The organism is Pandoraea anhela, from assembly GCF_902459655.1.
In the GTDB taxonomy this organism is placed as follows: Bacteria; Pseudomonadota; Gammaproteobacteria; order Burkholderiales; family Burkholderiaceae; genus Pandoraea; species Pandoraea anhela.
This window is the reverse complement of record NZ_CABPSB010000030.1, coordinates 1-16345: the sequence shown is the minus strand read 5'-3', so window position 1 is coordinate 16345 and position 16345 is coordinate 1. Positions and strand designations below refer to the sequence as shown.

General features: G+C 59.3%; 20 protein-coding genes and 1 pseudogene. 17 read left to right on the top strand and 4 right to left on the bottom strand.

Going from position 1 to position 16345, the window contains the following annotated elements; all coding sequences use genetic code 11:
- Positions 1-79 precede the first annotated feature (79 nt).
- The 4 genes from PAN31108_RS24735 to PAN31108_RS24720 all read left to right on the top strand — a co-directional run bounded on the left by PAN31108_RS24735 (position 80) and on the right by PAN31108_RS24720 (position 3806).
- Entirely contained in the window at positions 80-775 is a 696-nt protein-coding gene (locus PAN31108_RS24735) for a hypothetical protein (RefSeq protein ID WP_150671410.1), read from the top strand.
- A gap of 514 nt (positions 776-1289) precedes the next feature.
- Positions 1290-2474 carry a porin gene (locus PAN31108_RS24730; protein WP_150671409.1) on the top strand — a complete coding sequence of 395 codons (1185 nt, stop codon included), beginning with the start codon at positions 1290-1292 and terminating at the stop codon, positions 2472-2474.
- Between the two features lie 489 nt (positions 2475-2963).
- A complete protein-coding gene (rpsU, locus tag PAN31108_RS24725) occupies positions 2964-3176 on the top strand; it encodes a 30S ribosomal protein S21 (protein ID WP_010806331.1) in 213 nt (70 codons plus the stop codon).
- Between the two features lie 156 nt (positions 3177-3332).
- Positions 3333-3806, top strand: coding sequence for a WbuC family cupin fold metalloprotein (locus PAN31108_RS24720; RefSeq protein WP_150671408.1), 474 nt, complete (start codon positions 3333-3335; stop codon positions 3804-3806).
- A 112-nt stretch (positions 3807-3918) separates the two neighbouring features.
- Here PAN31108_RS24720 and PAN31108_RS24715 read toward each other — a convergent pair whose 3' ends face one another.
- Positions 3919-4740 (bottom strand): glycosyltransferase family 9 protein, encoded by an 822-nt coding sequence (locus tag PAN31108_RS24715; protein WP_150671407.1) that lies wholly within the window; start codon positions 4738-4740, stop codon positions 3919-3921.
- 780 nt (positions 4741-5520) lie between these two features.
- Positions 5521-6387 carry a CsgG/HfaB family protein gene (locus PAN31108_RS24710; protein ID WP_150671406.1) on the bottom strand — a complete coding sequence of 289 codons (867 nt, stop codon included), beginning with the start codon at positions 6385-6387 and terminating at the stop codon, positions 5521-5523.
- Positions 6388-7476: 1089 nt separating this feature from the next.
- On the opposite strand from PAN31108_RS24710, the gene PAN31108_RS24705 reads away from it, so the two are divergent.
- A complete protein-coding gene (locus tag PAN31108_RS24705) occupies positions 7477-7827 on the top strand; it encodes a hypothetical protein (protein WP_150671405.1) in 351 nt (116 codons plus the stop codon).
- A gap of 169 nt (positions 7828-7996) precedes the next feature.
- A complete protein-coding gene (locus tag PAN31108_RS24700) occupies positions 7997-8683 on the top strand; it encodes a hypothetical protein (protein ID WP_174995138.1) in 687 nt (228 codons plus the stop codon).
- Here the strand turns inward: PAN31108_RS24700 and PAN31108_RS24695 are convergent.
- Together PAN31108_RS24695 and PAN31108_RS24690 are read right to left on the bottom strand one after the other, a co-directional pair.
- Positions 8680-9375 carry a phage antirepressor N-terminal domain-containing protein gene (locus PAN31108_RS24695; RefSeq protein ID WP_150671403.1) on the bottom strand — a complete coding sequence of 232 codons (696 nt, stop codon included), beginning with the start codon at positions 9373-9375 and terminating at the stop codon, positions 8680-8682. The two genes, PAN31108_RS24700 and PAN31108_RS24695, sit on opposite strands and share 4 nt — an antisense overlap.
- A gap of 71 nt (positions 9376-9446) precedes the next feature.
- Positions 9447-9614, bottom strand: coding sequence for an Arc family DNA-binding protein (locus tag PAN31108_RS24690; RefSeq protein ID WP_150671402.1), 168 nt, complete (start codon positions 9612-9614; stop codon positions 9447-9449).
- A gap of 103 nt (positions 9615-9717) precedes the next feature.
- Here PAN31108_RS24690 and PAN31108_RS24685 point away from each other — a divergent pair, with 103 nt between their 5' ends.
- From PAN31108_RS24685 to PAN31108_RS24630, 11 genes and pseudogenes are all read left to right on the top strand, one after another.
- Positions 9718-10233, top strand: a complete 516-nt coding sequence (locus PAN31108_RS24685; protein ID WP_150671401.1) for an Arc family DNA-binding protein — start codon at positions 9718-9720, stop codon at positions 10231-10233.
- A gap of 292 nt (positions 10234-10525) precedes the next feature.
- Positions 10526-10879 carry a hypothetical protein gene (locus PAN31108_RS24680; protein WP_150671400.1) on the top strand — a complete coding sequence of 118 codons (354 nt, stop codon included), beginning with the start codon at positions 10526-10528 and terminating at the stop codon, positions 10877-10879.
- The gene (locus PAN31108_RS24675) at positions 10876-11256 is read left to right on the top strand and encodes a hypothetical protein (RefSeq protein WP_150671399.1); all 381 of its coding nucleotides are present in this window, start codon (positions 10876-10878) and stop codon (positions 11254-11256) included. The genes PAN31108_RS24680 and PAN31108_RS24675 overlap by 4 nt, the downstream gene beginning before the upstream one ends.
- Before the next feature lie 119 nt (positions 11257-11375).
- Complete coding sequence (locus tag PAN31108_RS24670; protein ID WP_150671398.1) at positions 11376-12272, top strand: hypothetical protein; 897 nt, start codon at positions 11376-11378, stop codon at positions 12270-12272.
- A 1206-nt stretch (positions 12273-13478) separates the two neighbouring features.
- On the top strand, positions 13479-13823 hold the full coding sequence (locus PAN31108_RS26555; protein WP_174995137.1) for a hypothetical protein: 345 nt from the start codon (positions 13479-13481) through the stop codon (positions 13821-13823).
- Positions 13744-14055, top strand: a complete 312-nt coding sequence (locus PAN31108_RS27305; RefSeq protein WP_150671396.1) for a portal protein — start codon at positions 13744-13746, stop codon at positions 14053-14055. Before PAN31108_RS26555 ends, PAN31108_RS27305 begins: the two co-directional genes overlap by 80 nt.
- 203 nt (positions 14056-14258) lie before the next feature.
- Positions 14259-14594, top strand: a complete 336-nt coding sequence (locus PAN31108_RS24650) for a hypothetical protein (RefSeq protein WP_150671395.1) — start codon at positions 14259-14261, stop codon at positions 14592-14594.
- Positions 14591-14881 carry a hypothetical protein gene (locus tag PAN31108_RS24645; protein ID WP_150671394.1) on the top strand — a complete coding sequence of 97 codons (291 nt, stop codon included), beginning with the start codon at positions 14591-14593 and terminating at the stop codon, positions 14879-14881. Before PAN31108_RS24650 ends, PAN31108_RS24645 begins: the two co-directional genes overlap by 4 nt.
- Positions 14881-15285: a hypothetical protein gene (locus PAN31108_RS24640; RefSeq protein ID WP_150671393.1), complete on the top strand. Its 405-nt coding sequence runs from the start codon at positions 14881-14883 to the stop codon at positions 15283-15285. Before PAN31108_RS24645 ends, PAN31108_RS24640 begins: the two co-directional genes overlap by 1 nt.
- A gap of 1 nt (position 15286) precedes the next feature.
- The gene (locus PAN31108_RS24635) at positions 15287-15883 is read left to right on the top strand and encodes a phage adaptor protein (protein WP_150671392.1); all 597 of its coding nucleotides are present in this window, start codon (positions 15287-15289) and stop codon (positions 15881-15883) included.
- 2 nt (positions 15884-15885) lie between these two features.
- Positions 15886-16345: pseudogene (locus PAN31108_RS24630) on the top strand (hypothetical protein); the annotation flags it as partial.

Sequence of the window (16345 nt, the reverse complement as noted above, 5' to 3'; positions counted from 1 at the left end):
CGGTCGCATCCACGTGGTTCATATCGTGGCTTTGACCTAATCCGGGCCTGCCGTGCGGCAGGTACATCAGGAGGCCATTATGTCTGCAGAGCAGAAGACGTCGCATCGCGGGTTCACCATCATCACCGTTCTCGAGCGCCTCTCGAAAGGGCGTGCCCGGCTTTCGGCCAAGGTGATCGCCAGTGACGAGGGCCACAAGCGACGCCTCGGCGGTAAAAAACTGCTGCAGGCCAAACGCTGGTTCGATCATTTTGCGGACGATCTCGCCGCGCCGGTGATCGCTGGCCTCAAACACACCATCGATCTCGAACTGGCTGCCGCAGCGAAGGCCGCGCCGAAGACGGTCGCGAAACCTGCGCCGGGCGCCCCCGAGGCGAAACGCGTAAAGACGGACAACGGCGTGAGTGGCGCGAAAGAGGCAAAGCGGCCCAAAGTCGCCAAAGCGCCGAAAGCTGAAAAAGCGACGAAGCCGGCCAAGGCGGTGAAGGCGGTGAAGGCCGAGAGGGTCGCGAAGGTCGAGAAGGTCGCGAAGGTCGTGGAGGCGGCAAAAAGCGCGGCGAGCGGTGCCGTTCAGGTGCAGCGTCTCAAGGCCCCCAAGGTACCAAGCGCACCAAAGGTGCAGAAGACGGTCGGTCCCGCGAAGTCCCCGGCGGCCGTGAAACCCTCCGCACCGGCGAAAGCCGTCAATGGCGCTGTCTCGGCCAAGGCGGGGCGTGTGGGCAAACGCGCTACCCGCGCTGCGGCGACGACGCGTCAGCGCGTAGCGAAGGTGTGAGCCCGTCACCGGAGATCGATTGATGTGCTGACGTCCTCGATCTGCTCAACGGCGGTCGACGAACACATTTCACGACCTTCTTCATCTCGGAAACGGCGCGTGCCCAAGCGGTGACGCGCCGTTTTTCATTGCTTCGTTGATATCGTTGGTCTTATCGATTGCGGTGGCTCGCGTCTTGCGAAAGCGATGCCACGTCGCCTGTCGCGTGAGCATGGTGAGCGTCATCAAGCGCGACGAAACAGTGACGTAACCCCGCGGCATCCGGGGGGCTATTTCATGTGTTGCAAATGCACCACTTGCGTGCGAGCCGTGTCACGAACGTGTCAGAATGCACCCGCTCGCAAACGACCGGCGGTGCTGTTCCTTAATATGGAAAGCACCGTTTGTCATTTGGTAAGCACTCCATTGCATATGCGTTGCAGCATCCTCGTCGCTCAGGCCGAGGCGGCCGTAGCGACAGTGGACGCCTGTCATGCAGGCCAGAAATATAAGATCACCATCAAAGAGGATAAAGATGAAGCGCTTCCAACTCACGGCGCTGGCCGCTGCCAGCTTCGCCGTTGCCGCGCCTGCAATGGCGCAGAGCTCGACGACTAACGTTACGCTGTACGGCGTGATCGACGCGGGCGTTGCCTACGTCAACAATGTCGCAGGGGGGCTGAACGCCAAGGGGGCTCATAACTTCCAGGCCGTGAGCGGTATTGGTCAGGGCAACCGCTGGGGCCTGAAGGGTTCGGAAGACCTGGGCGGCGGTCTGAAGGCTGTGTTCGTGCTGGAAAACGGTTTCAACCTGATGAACGGCGCGTTGCTGCAAAACAGTCGCATGTTCGGTCGTCAGGCATATGTCGGTCTGCAAAGCGCTCAAGCCGGCAGCGTCACGATCGGTCGTCAATACGACTCCGTGGTTGACTTCGTGAGCCCGCTCACGTCGGCCAAGCAGTGGGCCACGCAGTATGGCGCGCACATTGGCGATATCGACAACCTGTACAACTCGTTTCGCGTAAACAATTCGGTCAAGTACACGAGCGCGAACTACAACGGCTTCTCGTTCGGCGGTTTGTACGGCTTCAGCAACGAGGCGAACACGGGTAACGGGACGGGCTTCGCGCATAACAAGGCATTCAGCCTGGGCGCTTCGTACGCCAATGGCCCGCTGACCGCCGCGCTCGCCTACATGCACTTGTCGAGTCCTGGGGCCGCCAACCCCACCGGTGCCGTCTCGACCGACTATTCCAGCGCTACGGACATCTTCTACACGAGCGCCGTGGACAAGCACGACATCGCGGCGGCAGGCGTCTCGTATCAGATCCAGGCAGCCACCATCGGCTTCGTGTACAGCTATGCCAAGGTGAATTACGTCAATCAGTCGTCGATTCGCGTGAATACGTTCGAACTGAACGGCAAGTACCAGATCGCGCCGAACCTGCTGGGCGGTCTGGCGTTCATCTACAGCGATGGCAGCGTGGGCGGCACGACGGCGCTGTCCGGCATCACGAAGGGGACGAAGCCTCGCTGGTTCCAGATCAACGCCGGCACGACCTACGCCTTCAGCAAGCGCACCGAGACGTACCTGAACGGCGTGTACCAACGCGCCACGGGTGACGCCGTCGTTGCCGCGATCGACAACGTTGGCGGGCCGACCGGCACCGGCGCTCAGTCGCAGATCGCCGTGATCGCGGGCGTGCGCCACAAGTTCTAAGCGGGTTTTCCTGCGCAATCGCACGATTGCCGCTCCAGGAACGGGGAAGGGCCGACTGGCGTCTTTTCCGTTGCTGCGGGCCCTGCCATCCCCTGGCAGGGCCCGTTTCACAGGGCAGGGCCTCGAAACGTGTGCATTCGACGTCCTTTATGTGTATAATCCCGACCTTGTCCAAAATATGGGCATTGCGGGAAGCGGGACTCACTGACGAACGATGAGTGCGCCGCTTCGCCATCAATCAACCGTTCAGCCAGTCTGGAAGGCGCGATACCGGGTTCGCAGTTCAGCGGGCAGGGTGTCGAAAGCCAATCGGGAGATCGCAGAGGAGGTGAGTCGCGGTCCCGCCGGATGTGGTGTAGTGCAGTCCGCAGCAAGTCCGTTCGTCGCGTCTGGCAGGAGAGATGTCTCCGGCAGGGCGGAGAAGGGTAGCTTTGCGCGGTAAATCCAATTTACGGCTCTTACGGAGCCGAACATTATTCGAGATATTGCATGACCAAGATCGTTATCAAAGACGGTGAACCCGTTGAAGTCGCACTGCGTCGTTTCCGTCGCGCTATCGATGGCACGGGCCTGATCAAGGAAGTCAAGGCACGCGCTGCTTACGAAAAGCCGACGGCTGAACGCAAGCGCAAGAAGGCTGCTGCCGTGGCCCGTTTGCGTAAGCGTCTGCGCAGCCAGACCCTGAAGAAGAAGATGTACTAAGCACTCGATTGCGCCGCATTGGCGCAATGTCGTGCGAAGTCGAAAAACCCGCCGTCTGGCGGGTTTTTTTATGGTCGGACGCGGCGGGTCGATTTGCTACACTCGCGGCCATCGCCGTCTGCACAACGCATCATCCGCTTACCCCACGATATCCCCATGAAAACGTTGACCTTCGCCGCGCTCGACGCGTTGACCGGGCAAGCCGCACAATCGCCGCGTGCCCGCATGAACCAGAACCTGCACGAATCGCTGGACGACGTCATTCAACGTCTGGCGATCGCCATGGAGCCGGCAACGTACATTCGCCCGCATCGGCATCTTCACACCTGGGAATTGCTGACGGCGTTGCGCGGCAGGGTCGTTGTGCTGACGTTCGACGAAGCGGGTGCCGTCGTCGACCGTCAAGTGTTGGGGGAGGGCGCGAGCGTGATCGAGAGCCCGGTCGGCGTTTATCACACCGTGCTTTCGCTGGATCCAGGGGCGGTGATTTTCGAGGTGAAGCATGGGCCTTATCGTCCGTTCGTGGAGTCCGATTACGCGAGTTGGTCGCCCCCGGCCGATACGCCGCAAGCCAGCGCCTTCATGGCGTGGGTGAAGACGGCACAGGTCGGGGATCGTTGGACGGCATAACAGCGTAATAGCGCATTGGCGTAATGGCGTAATACCGTAATGGCATGACGGTCTGGCGTGAATACGCGATGCGCTGGGGGGCGGCGCGCGGTGCTGTCCGTCGGTAGGACGATCAGCGAGTCCAGCCTTGAAATTCCGTCGCCATGGCGAGCAATACGTCGGCGGCGGCACCCACGGCCCCGGGCCAGTCGTCAGCGACGCAGGGCAATGGGAAGCGGCTCAGCGCGTCGATGGTGGCCCGACGTTGCGGACTGAATGGCGTGTCGCCCCCGCCTTCGCGTTGCGAGGCCGTGATTCGCGCGGCGTCGAGACGCCACACCGGCACGCCCAGACCGTCGGCCAGATGGCCGTGGGCCGAGTCCAACGCAATCACAAGATCGAGATTGTCGATGAGCGATGCTTCGTCGGCCAGATCGTCGCAGTCGGCGCGCCAGTCGATCCAGTCGACCGATTGGGGTGGCATGGCGGACGATGCGTCATCTCCAGGGCATCCCAGCGGTACCCACGAAACCCCCGGAACGCGCAGTAGCGGGGCGAGTGAAGAGAGTGAGGAGGGCCGTGAGACGTGCGGCGATGAATCCGTTCGGCCTGTGCCTGCGTCGTCAAAGGCTTCCCATCCTGCAAGACCTACACAGAAGCCGTGCTGCGCCGCCGCGGCGAGTCGGTCGCGCCAGTGACGCGCGGCGGTGGCGGTGACACGCAGGAAGGGGCGTCCTGCGTGCGCATGAGCGGCTTGTGGCCCGAGGGTGCGGGCCAGTGCGGCGAGCGGGCAGCGCAGGTCCCAGTCCGAGACATTGCGGGGCATTCGCGATAACACGACAATGCGTTCCCCCATCGACCATTCGACGAGCCGACGCGCCTCCGTCGGCCCCACGAAGCCTATCTTGCCGAAGCGTGCAGCGGCCGTCTCGAGGTGGCGCAACTGATCGATCATTTCGGTATCGTGCCCGGCACCGATGACCAGCAGATGTTGATGGAGCGTGTCGCCACCCCCGGCCCAGTTCGGGAGCGGGCAATCCGGATGTGGGCTGAGTGCGGCGCCGACCTGAGCCCAGGCGTGCGCGATCTCACTGGCGGCAGGGGCGTTGCTGGAGAGGGGGGCGGGACGGCGCGCTGCGAAGGCTTCGTCATACGAATCCTGGCGTCGAGAGCGAACAAGGAATGGAGGGAGCGCGGCACCGGACGGCGGGTGCACGGCAACGTTACAGCTAGGACATCGGGGGAGGCACGAAGAGCATGATAGGGGCGATGGAACAGGTCGCCGCACCGAAGCTTTTGCCCCCGAGGCGGATTCGTTTGCCGGACGGCAAAATATTTGAGGTTTGAAGCGGACGGTATCGAGCGCGCTGTTGGGTACCGCTGGCATGGTGACCGGTGCGGCAGATCGGGGAGGAGACGGGAGACGCTTGGCGTGCCGTGATGGGCGAGAGAGGGTGTGGACGTTGCGCTGACATTGCTCGGGCGTGGCTGGGGCGTGGCTGGGGCGTGGTGCGGGTATTGGGCTGGGCCGACGGATGTTTGCGGGAAGGGGGCTGGCGGGATCGCGGCGGGCCGTTTCGCGAAGGCTCGTGCGGTTGCGGGGGCGGGGGTGTTCCGACGGGCTGAGATGTTGCAGAGCGGGTTCCCGCCGGGCGGATGCGTCTCCGGCGACGTTGGTGTCACCCCTCAAACGTCGACGACAGAGTTTGAGGGGTGAGGTGAGGGCAACGTCGAATTACTTCTTCTTGCGCACGACCTTTTTGGCGGGGGCCGGGGCGTCGTCGTCCTGAACGGTGAGTTGACCGCCTGTGCCGAGGCCGCCGGCGACGGTCTGTTGCTTGTAGTTTTTCACGGCGCGCACGACGTTGTTATACGAGTCGGTGAAGGCTGCCACGATGACCTTGCCTTCGGCGGTGTTCGAATAGCCGCCGAGCGAGCCGCCGGCCGAGCTGCCGACGATGCGGCCGAGCGCGCCGAAGTCCATGGCGCTGGCGCTGCCTTCTGCGGCGGCGATCTGGACGCTCGAGCGGTTATCGATGACGGTTAGCAAGGTGCTGGCCTCCTTCGAGTTCATGCTGCCGGCGAGGGCACCGATGGCGGCACCGATACCGCCCGGCAGGACGCCCGTCAGGCTGCCGCCGACACCGCCGGCGTTGTTATTCGTGAAGGTGATCGACGGGCTGATCGCATAGTCGGCGGCGACCATCTTGCCTTTGCCGAAGTTCGATTTGCCGCGCAGTTCGCCGGACTCCTGAAGCGCGCGTTCGCCCATGACCGTGTTCATGCCGCGACCGCGATCGACGACGACGAAGCAGTTCGATTGCTGGACGAGGAGTTTGAGCACGGGCACGGTCGAGCCGAGCTTGTACTGACCGGTCAGCACGCCGTACCAGGGGGCTGAAGTGTCTTCGATGACGGCGATCGTGCCGAGCGGGCGATCGCACTTCTCAAGTGAGGCGTTGGCATTTTCGGAGTTCGCGCCGCCGGCCGAACCGGTGGCGGCCGTCTTGGCGCTGCTGCTCCCCTGGTTCATGGTCGAGCAACCCGCCATGAGTCCGGCTGCCAGCAGCAGACCGGAGATTTTTACGAGATGGTGTGCCATTTTCCTAGTTCTTTAGAATGTTGTTCTGGAAATGGCGGCGCTGCCGCACCCGATTGACGCTTGGGTTTTGGCCAAGTCGGTGACGCCGCCGAATGCCAGGAGTCCAAAAAGCAGGAGTGGGATCAATTTATGGTAGGACTCCTATGCTGAAATGCTCCGTAAGAACATTCCGCGCCGCATGCTAGCACGTGCGTAAATCGCGTATCCCCTCTCAAAATTAGTGGGGGTTACGAATGGATTACGGCGCTGCTTTCGTGAGTCGTAGGTGAGGATTAAGTAAAAACCATGAGTCGTTTGGCTGCTGATGCAAAGGCGATGTTGTCGCGGGTTTTGCGTGCGCGTGTGACAACGCTGTGACTGGGGCAGCGATGGGGCGATAGTGTGGCGGGAGCGTCACACCGTAATGACGCGGCAAACAGAAAGCCCCGGCAGCATTCGCTGCACGGGGCTTTCTTTGTCATTCGGGAGCGCCATGAGGCGCAGTCTTTTGGTCCCCGACAGGAATCGAATATGTCGATTTGACAAGCTTCAGGAGGGCAGTGGTTTGAGAAATACCCCAAAAAATCCCCCGAACCGAGTTTCGTTGCCCCAATGTAGCATGCCAGCAACTCGGTACGAGCGATCGGGCGCCTACGTTCCTGTCATAGGGCGAATTCCTGAAGTCTGTCGTAGGCCGACGCTGATACTATCATTCGACCAGATTCACCTCATGAAGAGTGCCTCCAATGCCTTCCCTCAAGTTCGTGCATCGCGGTTGCACTGTCGACATTCAGATCACGGATCACCCCGCCGTTCGGGAAATCACGATCAGAGTCACACCGTTTGATGGTGTCGAACTCATTGAGCCGTTCGGTACCAGGGAACTAAAGCAGGCGAAGGGTAATCGTTGGACCTAATCCAGGCGGCGCTTATCGACGAGATCCAGACGGCGATCGACCATCGGCTGGTCGGCTGTTGATCTAACGCGCCACGAAAATCGAGCTTTACCCCAAAGTCGACGAACTCGAATTGGTTTAGCGTGTTGTGTCGGATGCTGGTCGCGTGTACATTCGGCCGCTCGTACAAAAAGACAATTCAGACTGGGGAAATATGAAGCAAGTTCTGTTTGCTGTGATCGCGGTCGTGGCTATTTCCGGCTGCGCAACAAAAAACTATGGCCGCCAAGGGGAACTCACTGGCTACGAGAAGGGCACGATGACGTGTCGAGAAATCGATCTAGAATCGGCCAAAGTCAATGGCTTCATCGATCACGTAAATCGTGAGAGTCAGTTCGACGGTCGGTCAGTGCTTTCGTTTCTGGGAGACTTCGGCATCGGTAACATGATGGAAAAGGACTCGGCGATGGAAAGCGCGAATCGGCGGCGCGCTGCATTGGATGATTTGCGTGCCTCAAAAGGTTGTGGGGCCTATGCCACTGTGCCACCGACGCCTGCCCAGTAGTTCGGGGAGATGTAGCCTGAAGACGGAGCTTTTGCTCCGTTTTTCTTTTTGACGTGCACTAAACCAGATTGGTCCTAAAGACTGTGGATCAGAACCCGTATGGCGTACTGGCATACCTATACGGACGCCTCACGCATGGGAAATGGCAAATATACTTGACGGGACCTTCTTGGCACGACTCCTCGCCCCGATGCGCGATGCGCTTAAACGCATTGCCCGTGCCTCAAAAAACGAATATGAGGTCGAAGACCTAGAGTCAGAGGCATATCTGGAGGCGGTTGCCTACGTCGCCGAAAATGGCGACGTGGCGCCAGAGGACGCTGCTCTTCAGGAGGGCATTCTGACTCGCCTGATGCGGCGCTTCGGCTTCTTCGCCAACTACAAGGACCGAGGCGCTTATAGGCTCGACCAGGAGTCACGTACTGACGATGGCGAGTTTGTGGTGAACTCGGTGGCAGCGCGTCTGACTGCTGACGTTTCGACGGAGCCAGCTGAGATTCTCGAGCGTGCGCAGCGAGAACGGGAGCAAGAGGAAATCGTTTCCGGACGCTTCTCAGAAGCGGTAGCATATCTCCGCACGCTCCAGAATTTTCATGGTGGTAAGGCGGAACTCGCGAATTACCTCGCGATTCGCCCTCGGACGCTGGATACAAGATTGCGCAGGGCGATGGTACTGGAGGGGAGGCAGCCATCGATGTTTGACGGTATCGAACTACTGTCAGAAGATTTTCACCCTGCGCAGGGTCTTCTGCGACGCCGTCGGGCGTTTTCCAAATCCCATCGAATATGCGGAGAGGCGCGTCCTTGGCAGGCGCACCTCTACTCGAGATTCGGATTGATATTGCTACGCGGTTAGTTTCGGGTGGGCCCAAGACGAGGATGCAGGTCCAGGCTAAACTGTTCGGGCGCCCCGGCAAGCTCGCTTCTATGCTTCTCGATGATGATCCAGTCGGCGCGCGTGTCAAGATGCGCCAATAGCCTCTTGGCAAATTCGGTCGCTCTAATGACCTGATCGCACGTCATCAAGCGAAAACTCGGTGTGCCGACATAGAACCTCAACACGCGATAGGCCGCGCTGAATGGTACATGTCGGTCGATCACCAGTTCGGTTGCATAGCGCAAGGCGTCGGCTCGATCGGCCGACGTGCTTCTCTCATTGCCGGTGCGCGGATTCACTGCGGTCCCCTCAGTCCAGTACTTCCAGAGCACATCGTCGCATTCGTTCTGATACTGAATCACGCGGGCCCGGACATCAGGATTTTTGATCTTGTTGGGCTCCATTGTCATGAGCCAACCAGGCAGCTTACGAAGCGGGAGACAAATCATGTCTTGGAGTCCACCGCTGGAAGGTATTCTCAAATCGAGAATACCCCACCGCTCCCGATTCTCCTTCAGTTTCGCATGCTGCCCATGCCACGTCAGACTCATACCCACGACGATGGGCTTCATCGGGGTGTACGGCTGCCCGCCGTGTTCGACAAGCAACAACTCTGCGCCGTGAAACGGCACTTTAATTTGGGGCGTCAACGCCCGCGTGCTAGGATACATGCGTTCATTCTCCAAGTTTGAACACCGAGCCCTGACCGCCCATCTCCCCAGATATTCGGTCGGGGCTTTTTCTATCGTTCTTCCGCTTTCGTGCGCGACTCCTTCTTCCTTGCGTCGTTCAGCGTATTGACGATCACCCAATGCAGCGACCGGTCAAGCCGGTCGGCCTTCTCCTGCAGAAAATTCCGCAGGTCCGCCGGCATTCTCAGCGGGTACGAACTCGGTTGCAGCACCTCCATAAGATCTCCTTTTCTTGTTATCCACAAAAAGAATCATAGTAGAATCTACTTTGAATCATATAGATAGTATCGTCACATCAGATAGATTTAGTCAAGAGGTGCTATGGAAACCGAAAAATCGAGTGCCAAACAGGCCCGTGCTTATCCGCTCCGAATGAGCTCGGAACTGCGCCGGGAACTAGGTTTGCAGGCTGAGGCGGCGGGTCGCAGTCTCAATCAGGAGATCGTCGATCGACTCGAAAGAAGCGTTGGTCCGCCCCCTAAGATTCCCAAGGGCTTGCAGCAAATCATCGAAGCTGCTACGGCAGGCGCCGACGAGTCTCTTGAGGAGGCAGCCCTCCGGTTAGTGGTGCTCGGGATCCAGTCGCAAGCGATTCGCAAGTCATCCGAGACGGCCGTTGCTGCTGAGCGGTACCGAAACGTTGCAGTCCAAGAGTTGCTCGTTTCCACGAACGAAAGGCTTGGCGAGCTTCTTCGATATCTCGCAAAAGTGCCGGCCGTTGATCCGGAAATGATTGCGGCGGCGTCAATGCACAAAGAGGCAATGTCGAGCTACCTTGCACGGTTGGACCTTACCGTTGTGAAGCCCTTCGCAAAACCTGTATGTGATCCGAAGTAATTTCATCTCCCGAGCAAGCCCTCTTGACGTATGCCACTTTTGTCACTAACCTTTAATCACCGCTGAAACAACAGCGGTCCGGGGTGAGAGCCGGTAAAACGTAGGCGGACAGCCGCCGTTGAGCGGTTTTTTTACGTCCGTCGCCTTCGCACGCCCATTCAACGGGCGGGCCATGGTGGGGGTGCGCTTGCGCACGCCGGTGCCTACGTTCCGGTCTCTCAACCCTGCCATGTGCCTGCCCACCCCGTTTGAGAGCGGAAAAGCAGGCTTTCTACCAAACGTAGGAGGCTGTATGCGCGCTAATCAAAACTCCCTTGATGCAGATTTCAGGCTGTTCCCGGCCCAGAAGATGCAGTCTATTCCCTCCGGCGTAGTCTGCTTGGAGCGGATCACCGATCTACTCGAAGACGTCAGAACAGTCGCTTCGGGGGTGTCGACAGTTCTCACAATCACGAGCAACAACATCACCGAAACTTCACTCGCAGGAAGCGACGCCAGTGATGCGGACGGCGCCCCGCTCCTGCCCACAACGGTCGAATCACTCGTCAATCTGGCGCGATACGCCTCGGATTCCCTCATCCGGAGAATCGAGGATGTTGCGGATGCCCTGATGGATCAAGCTGCCGAGGCGGGAGGTGAACAATGAGCGTGCCGAAGATGAAACCCGCAAAGGAAAAGGAAGCTGAGTACCACAAACCGTGGTTTCGTGGTGCGCTCGTCAAGGACTGGTTGACGGAAGGAGAACCCGAGCGGTATCTGGTCCATTCGGGGAACGTTGCCGATATTCGACGAGCGTCAGCAGCCGTGACAACTATTGCCCGTCTTGTGCACAATAGTCTCTCCGAACCCTTGATGTCTGGGGGCGAGCCTTTGGGGGCGCCGGCTCACCTAGGTCTGCTCAATGCTTTAGAGATCGTTGGCGCGCATCTCCACGAGGTGGCCGAGCATATGTTCGAAGATGCGAAGCTGGGTGCCGAGATCCTTGGTGAACGTGAGCCGTGGTTGGCGAGGCGTACAGAGTGATGCAAACGCTTTTACGACTGAATGACAGAATGGGTGAAATCAAGCTTGGGCTAGAGAAGCAAGATTGGACGTCGCTTTTCCCGGTGATTAGCTTCAATATCTAGATGTGTGAGGGCGCAATGGAGCAGCCATTCAAAGTGGATACCAGTGCCGTCGTAGCGAAAAAACGTGACGAGTTGCTTGCGGAATTCGAACGGGTGACGAGACTCGAGCAGGAACGTAGGGCCAGGAAGCAGGAGCACCTGGATCTACGTCTCAAGTATCTTGAGCAGAGAATATCGAAGCGTGTTGAGGAAGTTGAGAGGTTCCTAAACGGTACGGATGAACCCGAACTACTGGCCAAATGGCTGCTGCTCGATAGTTGGACGCGCGATCAAGCGATTCCCCTGATTCTAGGTCTCGAGCCGTGCTCTGAACAGACTCGAGTCGCGAGGCGAAAAGCAAGCTCCGCATCCGCATCGACGCAAATGATTACTGAAGCTGGCGAGTTCCTCGATATCGGACTATTTCGTACGCTCTCTGGCTTCAGTCTTTGGTCAGATTACTCTGATCTGATACCGTCGCCAGTTACCAGACTTAAAGAGTACTGTTGGGAGACGAATCACTACTATGATCTGCTAAATGAACTGTGGGATAGCGGGGAGCACCCTGAGAGACCATCACCGTCATATTTTTTGGCGTGGGCCTCTGGGAAGGGGATAGAGCCGAGTTGGTTCAATTGGGCGTCGGAAAAGGGTATGCTCGCTGGTTCTGCAGATCGAGCAGATCTGCCGTCGGATGGGCCGAAGCTGTTGGGTAGGGAAAAGGCCACGCTACAGAAGCAGTTAGCCGCCCTCGCGTTGCTGTTGTCAGAGAAAGCAGGTAAATATCAGCGAGGCGGAAAGCTCAACGTAAAGCAGGTCGCTGACTCAATCGAAGAAGTCATCGCGGCCTTACCGAATGCAGATGACAACGGTCTAAGTAGCTCAAGCATTCGGGCAAACATCAAGTCGGGGCTGGACCTGCTCACAAAGTAGCCGCTTGCCAGTTGGCAACAAGTTTTGCCAACTGGCAAACAATCGGCCGATTCTGCGAATAATAGGAAGCCATTGCAAACGACGCCTAAGGAGGCTACGCGATGGCAACCGATAAGAAATCTATCCCACTGCAACAAGATCTCCCCAGAACGGGATTCTCCCGCTGGTCGCAGATCAAACCATTCCTCCCCGTCTGTCGCGAAACTTGGCGAGCTATGTCCGCTGAAGGGCGGGCGCCTAAGGCGATCCGGTTGACGCCCCGTTGCACGGTTTATAGCAACGAGGAGTGCCACCGGTACTTCGCCGATCCCCTCGGGTACACGCAGCCCACTGCCTGAGCGGGGACGTCATGGCTATCCATACTTCGCTGCTCCACGTTGGCCGCTGCGGGGTGGCGTTCGCCCCTCGATTTCCGTTCTCCGCACTGGGACCGTCCGTCGAAGACCGCGAACAAGTGCCTGAACTGGTCCGAGCAAACGATGAGGCCCGCGAGCGGCGCATCACGCTGCTCGGTGCCCTCATGACGAGCACGCCCAACCGCGTTCTTCGATCCCTTTGCTGGCGTCGGATTCGTTTCGAGATTCACCAACGAAGCGCGGATCAAGTTCGACGGATGGAAGCCGCCCTGGGGTTGCTCTGATGAAGCGGGTCCTGAAGCGCTTGCTCATGGCCGGCTATTGCCGCGGCATTTTGCCGCCGCGCATCGTCGCGAAGCTGTATGACGCGTTCGACCTCTCTCGGCACTGACCGACCTTCTTCTAACGGGGCAGCGGATGTACAGCCGCGCCATGTGTTCGCTGTGCACGTGGCACGCCCCGACCCAATTCAAGTCAGCGAGATGGACAGCAATGCCATGTCTGAATACCCCACGCCAATGACTCCCGCCGATTGCGACTTACGCAACTTTCGGGAAATGCCAATCGACGTACCGCGTCTTCTTCGCTCCGATCTTGCACACGATGAGTCACCGGAGGCCTGTTGGTCTGCGGTCTTGTTGTGGTGCGTCGCGTGGCATGAAGTGCCGGCAGGTTCTCTCCCCGACAACGACGAATGGCTCGCAAAGCGCACTGGCTATTGGCACAAGGGAAAGCTGGATGAGACCTGGAATAGTGTGCGTGATGGCGCGCTTCACGGGTGGGTGAAGTGCAGCGATGGGCGGTTGTATCACCCTGTTGTCGCTGAAAAGGTGATCTGCTCGACCTGTGGATGGAATGCCGTGCCCTGTCGATCGCGGAGGCGATGCGAGAAGCCAAGCGCTTTCTCGGTATCCGTGACGACATGCCGCAACGACCGATGCCGAGCTACAAGCGCCCTGCGAAGCCGCAGTGCCACAAGCCGACATCGCTTGTGGGCGATTGGCTCAGCGCTCGTGGCTTGAGCGCCGCGACGATTGCAGCCTTTAGAGTTGCTGAGCAGGTGCGCGGCGAGAAGACCTTTGTCATTTTCCCGTACATGCGTGACGGGGACGCAGATGCTCACGGTGCAAACGCAGATGGCGCAGAGCGCGAACCCCGCGATCCAGAGCATCGCTACGCCCGAGAACATTTATAACACCGCGACCGAACTGGTAAAGGCGCTGCAACTCGGCACGCCGTCGCAATTCTTCTCAAAGCCCGTTGCTCCACCGCCGGCCCCACCGAAACCCGATCCCCAAATGGCACTCGTGCAAGGCCAGATCGAGGTTGAGCGTGAAAAGGCACGCTCGAAGCACGCAACGAAGCGTCGAGCGGCCAAATCCGCGACCTGTCGTAATCCTGCCGGGGAGGCGCAGGCCTCCCCATAGCGAGGTCACATGAAAGGTAATAAGTACGCTCTGCCCCAAGCTAAGAAGGCCGTATCGACTGCGGCCAAGGGCAACCAATCGAGCGCTGCACCGAAGGTCCCTCCCGTCAAGAGTGCGGGCAGCAAAGGCAGCTCGTTTTCGGTGAAAGGACTGTCCAACAGCAACGCCGGAAACAGCGGCACGCGTAAACTGGGGAATCACTGATGGAATTTCGAGATCAAGCATCCGGCACCGATGTGGACCCAACCGCCGACGCGACGCTCAGCATTGCCGACGTCGAACCGACGGGGCAGTCCGAGGACACAGGCGATTCTGCGAGCAGCACCATCGCAACGGAAGCGGACGTGGCCGGTGTAACCGATAAAATCGGCCCCGATCTCGATGCGACCTTGACCGTCGCTGGAAATCCCGATGGTCCGGCAGCGTTGCCGGACCATGGGACATTGCTGCACAGATTGCTCGAAGAACTCGAACACGTCGAGCATATGGGCAAGTCCGAGATCGCCGCCGTGTTGGACAAGTTCCGCGCACTCCTATGACGTCGACGACCCAGTTCATCGCCGACCCTGATCGGGAGCAAACCATCATCGCTCACACCGAGCGGTTCGATGGTTTGCTCGACCACAATGCCGAGCTCCGTGCTACCCGGCAGTTCGGCGATAAAGAAATGCGCCACGTGGCCAACATCCCGGGGATCGTCATCGAGGCGTATTGCTTTCAGACGGGTATCTCGTGGCCTGAATTCTGGTCGGATCAGAAACACTTGAAGGCGATCCTTAACGACCCTCAATTCAGCCTATTCCGCATTCACCCCGGGAGAGTGTGATGGCATTTCTTCTGCAAAAGCACGTTCCTCTTTCCGCTGTCGCGGCCCTCAACGCGAACGTTGGCGCACCGGGGCAAACCGCCGTGGATGACCAGACGAGTGACGTCTACGTCAAACTCACGACGGGCTGGGTAAAGGTACGCGACGGCAGCGGTAACGGCGTCCCCGTAGCGATTAACGGTCCTGTGACAGTCCAAAATTCCGCTGGAACCGTCACCCGGAGCCTGACGGCGACAAACGGCGTCGTTTCCCTGGCGGCGACCGATGCCATCGTCACCAATGGTGCCTCTCTCGTGCTCCAAAATTCGTCGGGAACCACGTCGAGCGGCAATGCTGGCCTGAACAGCCCCGCTGTGGCAACAGTTTCGGCTGGCGTGGTATCGGCAGTCAAGGCGAGTGCCTGACATGGGGATCGCCTCCTACAGCGACTTGCAAACCAGCATGAAGCGCTGGCTCAAGCGGGCAGACCTCGCGGATTTGTTCCCCGACTTCATCATGCTGGCCGAGGCCCATTTCGATCGAACGATATATACGCGCAATGCGCGCGCGACGTTCCAGATAACGCCGACTTCGCCTCGCGTTGGCTTGCCGTCGGACTGGCGCCGGATTATTCGCGCATATTACGGCGGCAACACGCTGTCGCCATTCCCAAACGATTTCGATTCGGCATATGCGAACGGCCCACAGCAGGACATCGGCTTCGGCTATCAGATCCAGGGCAACAACATGACGCTCAGCGTGCCGCAACTCGGTCAAGTGTTGCGTCTCGACTATTACACGCTGATCGAGCCGTTGGCGGACTCAAACGAATCTAACTGGTTGCTGGAGGATGCTCCGGACGCATACCTCTACGGGGCACTTCACGAAGCCGCAGTCTACACACGCGACGACGCCAGAGCCACGCTTTGGGGGCAAAAGCGCGACGCCGCCATCGGCGAATTGATTGATGACGACAACGCCGCGAAGGTGCCGGAGCAACCCCTCACAATGCGCAGGGCGTAAGCATGGCAGGCACCATCCCTTTCGCTGGTTTTACGCCGTCGGCCGATCCGACGACGCCAGGCGCAGTGCTCGACTGCGCCAACATGATCCCGACGCTTCGCGGTATGCGCGGCGCTCCCACACCGACGCCGCTGGCCGTCGACGCCTTCCCGTCTGAGGTTACCGGCGCAGCGACGTGCGAACTTCTTCTCGGCACATACCGGACGATCGTGGGCACATCGAATAAGCTGATCGAGGTCGTCGGCTCGACGCAAACGGACGTCTCCGGAATGACGTACACCGGCGGTGAAAACCGCTGGCGGTTCTGCCAGTTCGGAAATGCGACGCTCGCCACGAATGGCACTGACAAGATTCAGCAGTCGATCCTCACTGGCGCTTTCAGCAGCATTGCGAGCGCACCGGTCGCACGCATTATCGAAGTCACTCAGGGCTTCGTATTTGCCTTCGACACCACAGATTCGA

What these genes read in the sequence shown, in the direction of transcription:
- PAN31108_RS24715 (WP_150671407.1), bottom strand. Translation starts at nt 4,740, where the DNA reads ATGATCGATCAGTTGCGCCACCTCGAGACGGCCGCTGCACGCTTCGGC.
- rpsU (WP_010806331.1), top strand. Translation starts at nt 2,964, where the DNA reads ATGACCAAGATCGTTATCAAAGACGGTGAACCCGTTGAAGTCGCACTG.
- PAN31108_RS24690 (WP_150671402.1), bottom strand. Translation starts at nt 9,614, where the DNA reads ATGGAGGTGCTGCAACCGAGTTCGTACCCGCTGAGAATGCCGGCGGAC.
- PAN31108_RS24650 (WP_150671395.1), top strand. Translation starts at nt 14,259, where the DNA reads ATGGAATTTCGAGATCAAGCATCCGGCACCGATGTGGACCCAACCGCC.
- PAN31108_RS24695 (WP_150671403.1), bottom strand. Translation starts at nt 9,375, where the DNA reads ATGTATCCTAGCACGCGGGCGTTGACGCCCCAAATTAAAGTGCCGTTT.
- PAN31108_RS24670 (WP_150671398.1), top strand. Translation starts at nt 11,376, where the DNA reads ATGGAGCAGCCATTCAAAGTGGATACCAGTGCCGTCGTAGCGAAAAAA.
- PAN31108_RS26555 (WP_174995137.1), top strand. Translation starts at nt 13,479, where the DNA reads ATGGAATGCCGTGCCCTGTCGATCGCGGAGGCGATGCGAGAAGCCAAG.
- PAN31108_RS24685 (WP_150671401.1), top strand. Translation starts at nt 9,718, where the DNA reads ATGGAAACCGAAAAATCGAGTGCCAAACAGGCCCGTGCTTATCCGCTC.
- PAN31108_RS24645 (WP_150671394.1), top strand. Translation starts at nt 14,591, where the DNA reads ATGACGTCGACGACCCAGTTCATCGCCGACCCTGATCGGGAGCAAACC.
- PAN31108_RS24730 (WP_150671409.1), top strand. Translation starts at nt 1,290, where the DNA reads ATGAAGCGCTTCCAACTCACGGCGCTGGCCGCTGCCAGCTTCGCCGTT.
- PAN31108_RS24680 (WP_150671400.1), top strand. Translation starts at nt 10,526, where the DNA reads ATGCGCGCTAATCAAAACTCCCTTGATGCAGATTTCAGGCTGTTCCCG.
- PAN31108_RS24720 (WP_150671408.1), top strand. Translation starts at nt 3,333, where the DNA reads ATGAAAACGTTGACCTTCGCCGCGCTCGACGCGTTGACCGGGCAAGCC.
- PAN31108_RS27305 (WP_150671396.1), top strand. Translation starts at nt 13,744, where the DNA reads ATGCTCACGGTGCAAACGCAGATGGCGCAGAGCGCGAACCCCGCGATC.
- PAN31108_RS24705 (WP_150671405.1), top strand. Translation starts at nt 7,477, where the DNA reads ATGAAGCAAGTTCTGTTTGCTGTGATCGCGGTCGTGGCTATTTCCGGC.
- PAN31108_RS24640 (WP_150671393.1), top strand. Translation starts at nt 14,881, where the DNA reads ATGGCATTTCTTCTGCAAAAGCACGTTCCTCTTTCCGCTGTCGCGGCC.
- PAN31108_RS24710 (WP_150671406.1), bottom strand. Translation starts at nt 6,387, where the DNA reads ATGGCACACCATCTCGTAAAAATCTCCGGTCTGCTGCTGGCAGCCGGA.
- PAN31108_RS24675 (WP_150671399.1), top strand. Translation starts at nt 10,876, where the DNA reads ATGAGCGTGCCGAAGATGAAACCCGCAAAGGAAAAGGAAGCTGAGTAC.
- PAN31108_RS24735 (WP_150671410.1), top strand. Translation starts at nt 80, where the DNA reads ATGTCTGCAGAGCAGAAGACGTCGCATCGCGGGTTCACCATCATCACC.
- PAN31108_RS24635 (WP_150671392.1), top strand. Translation starts at nt 15,287, where the DNA reads ATGGGGATCGCCTCCTACAGCGACTTGCAAACCAGCATGAAGCGCTGG.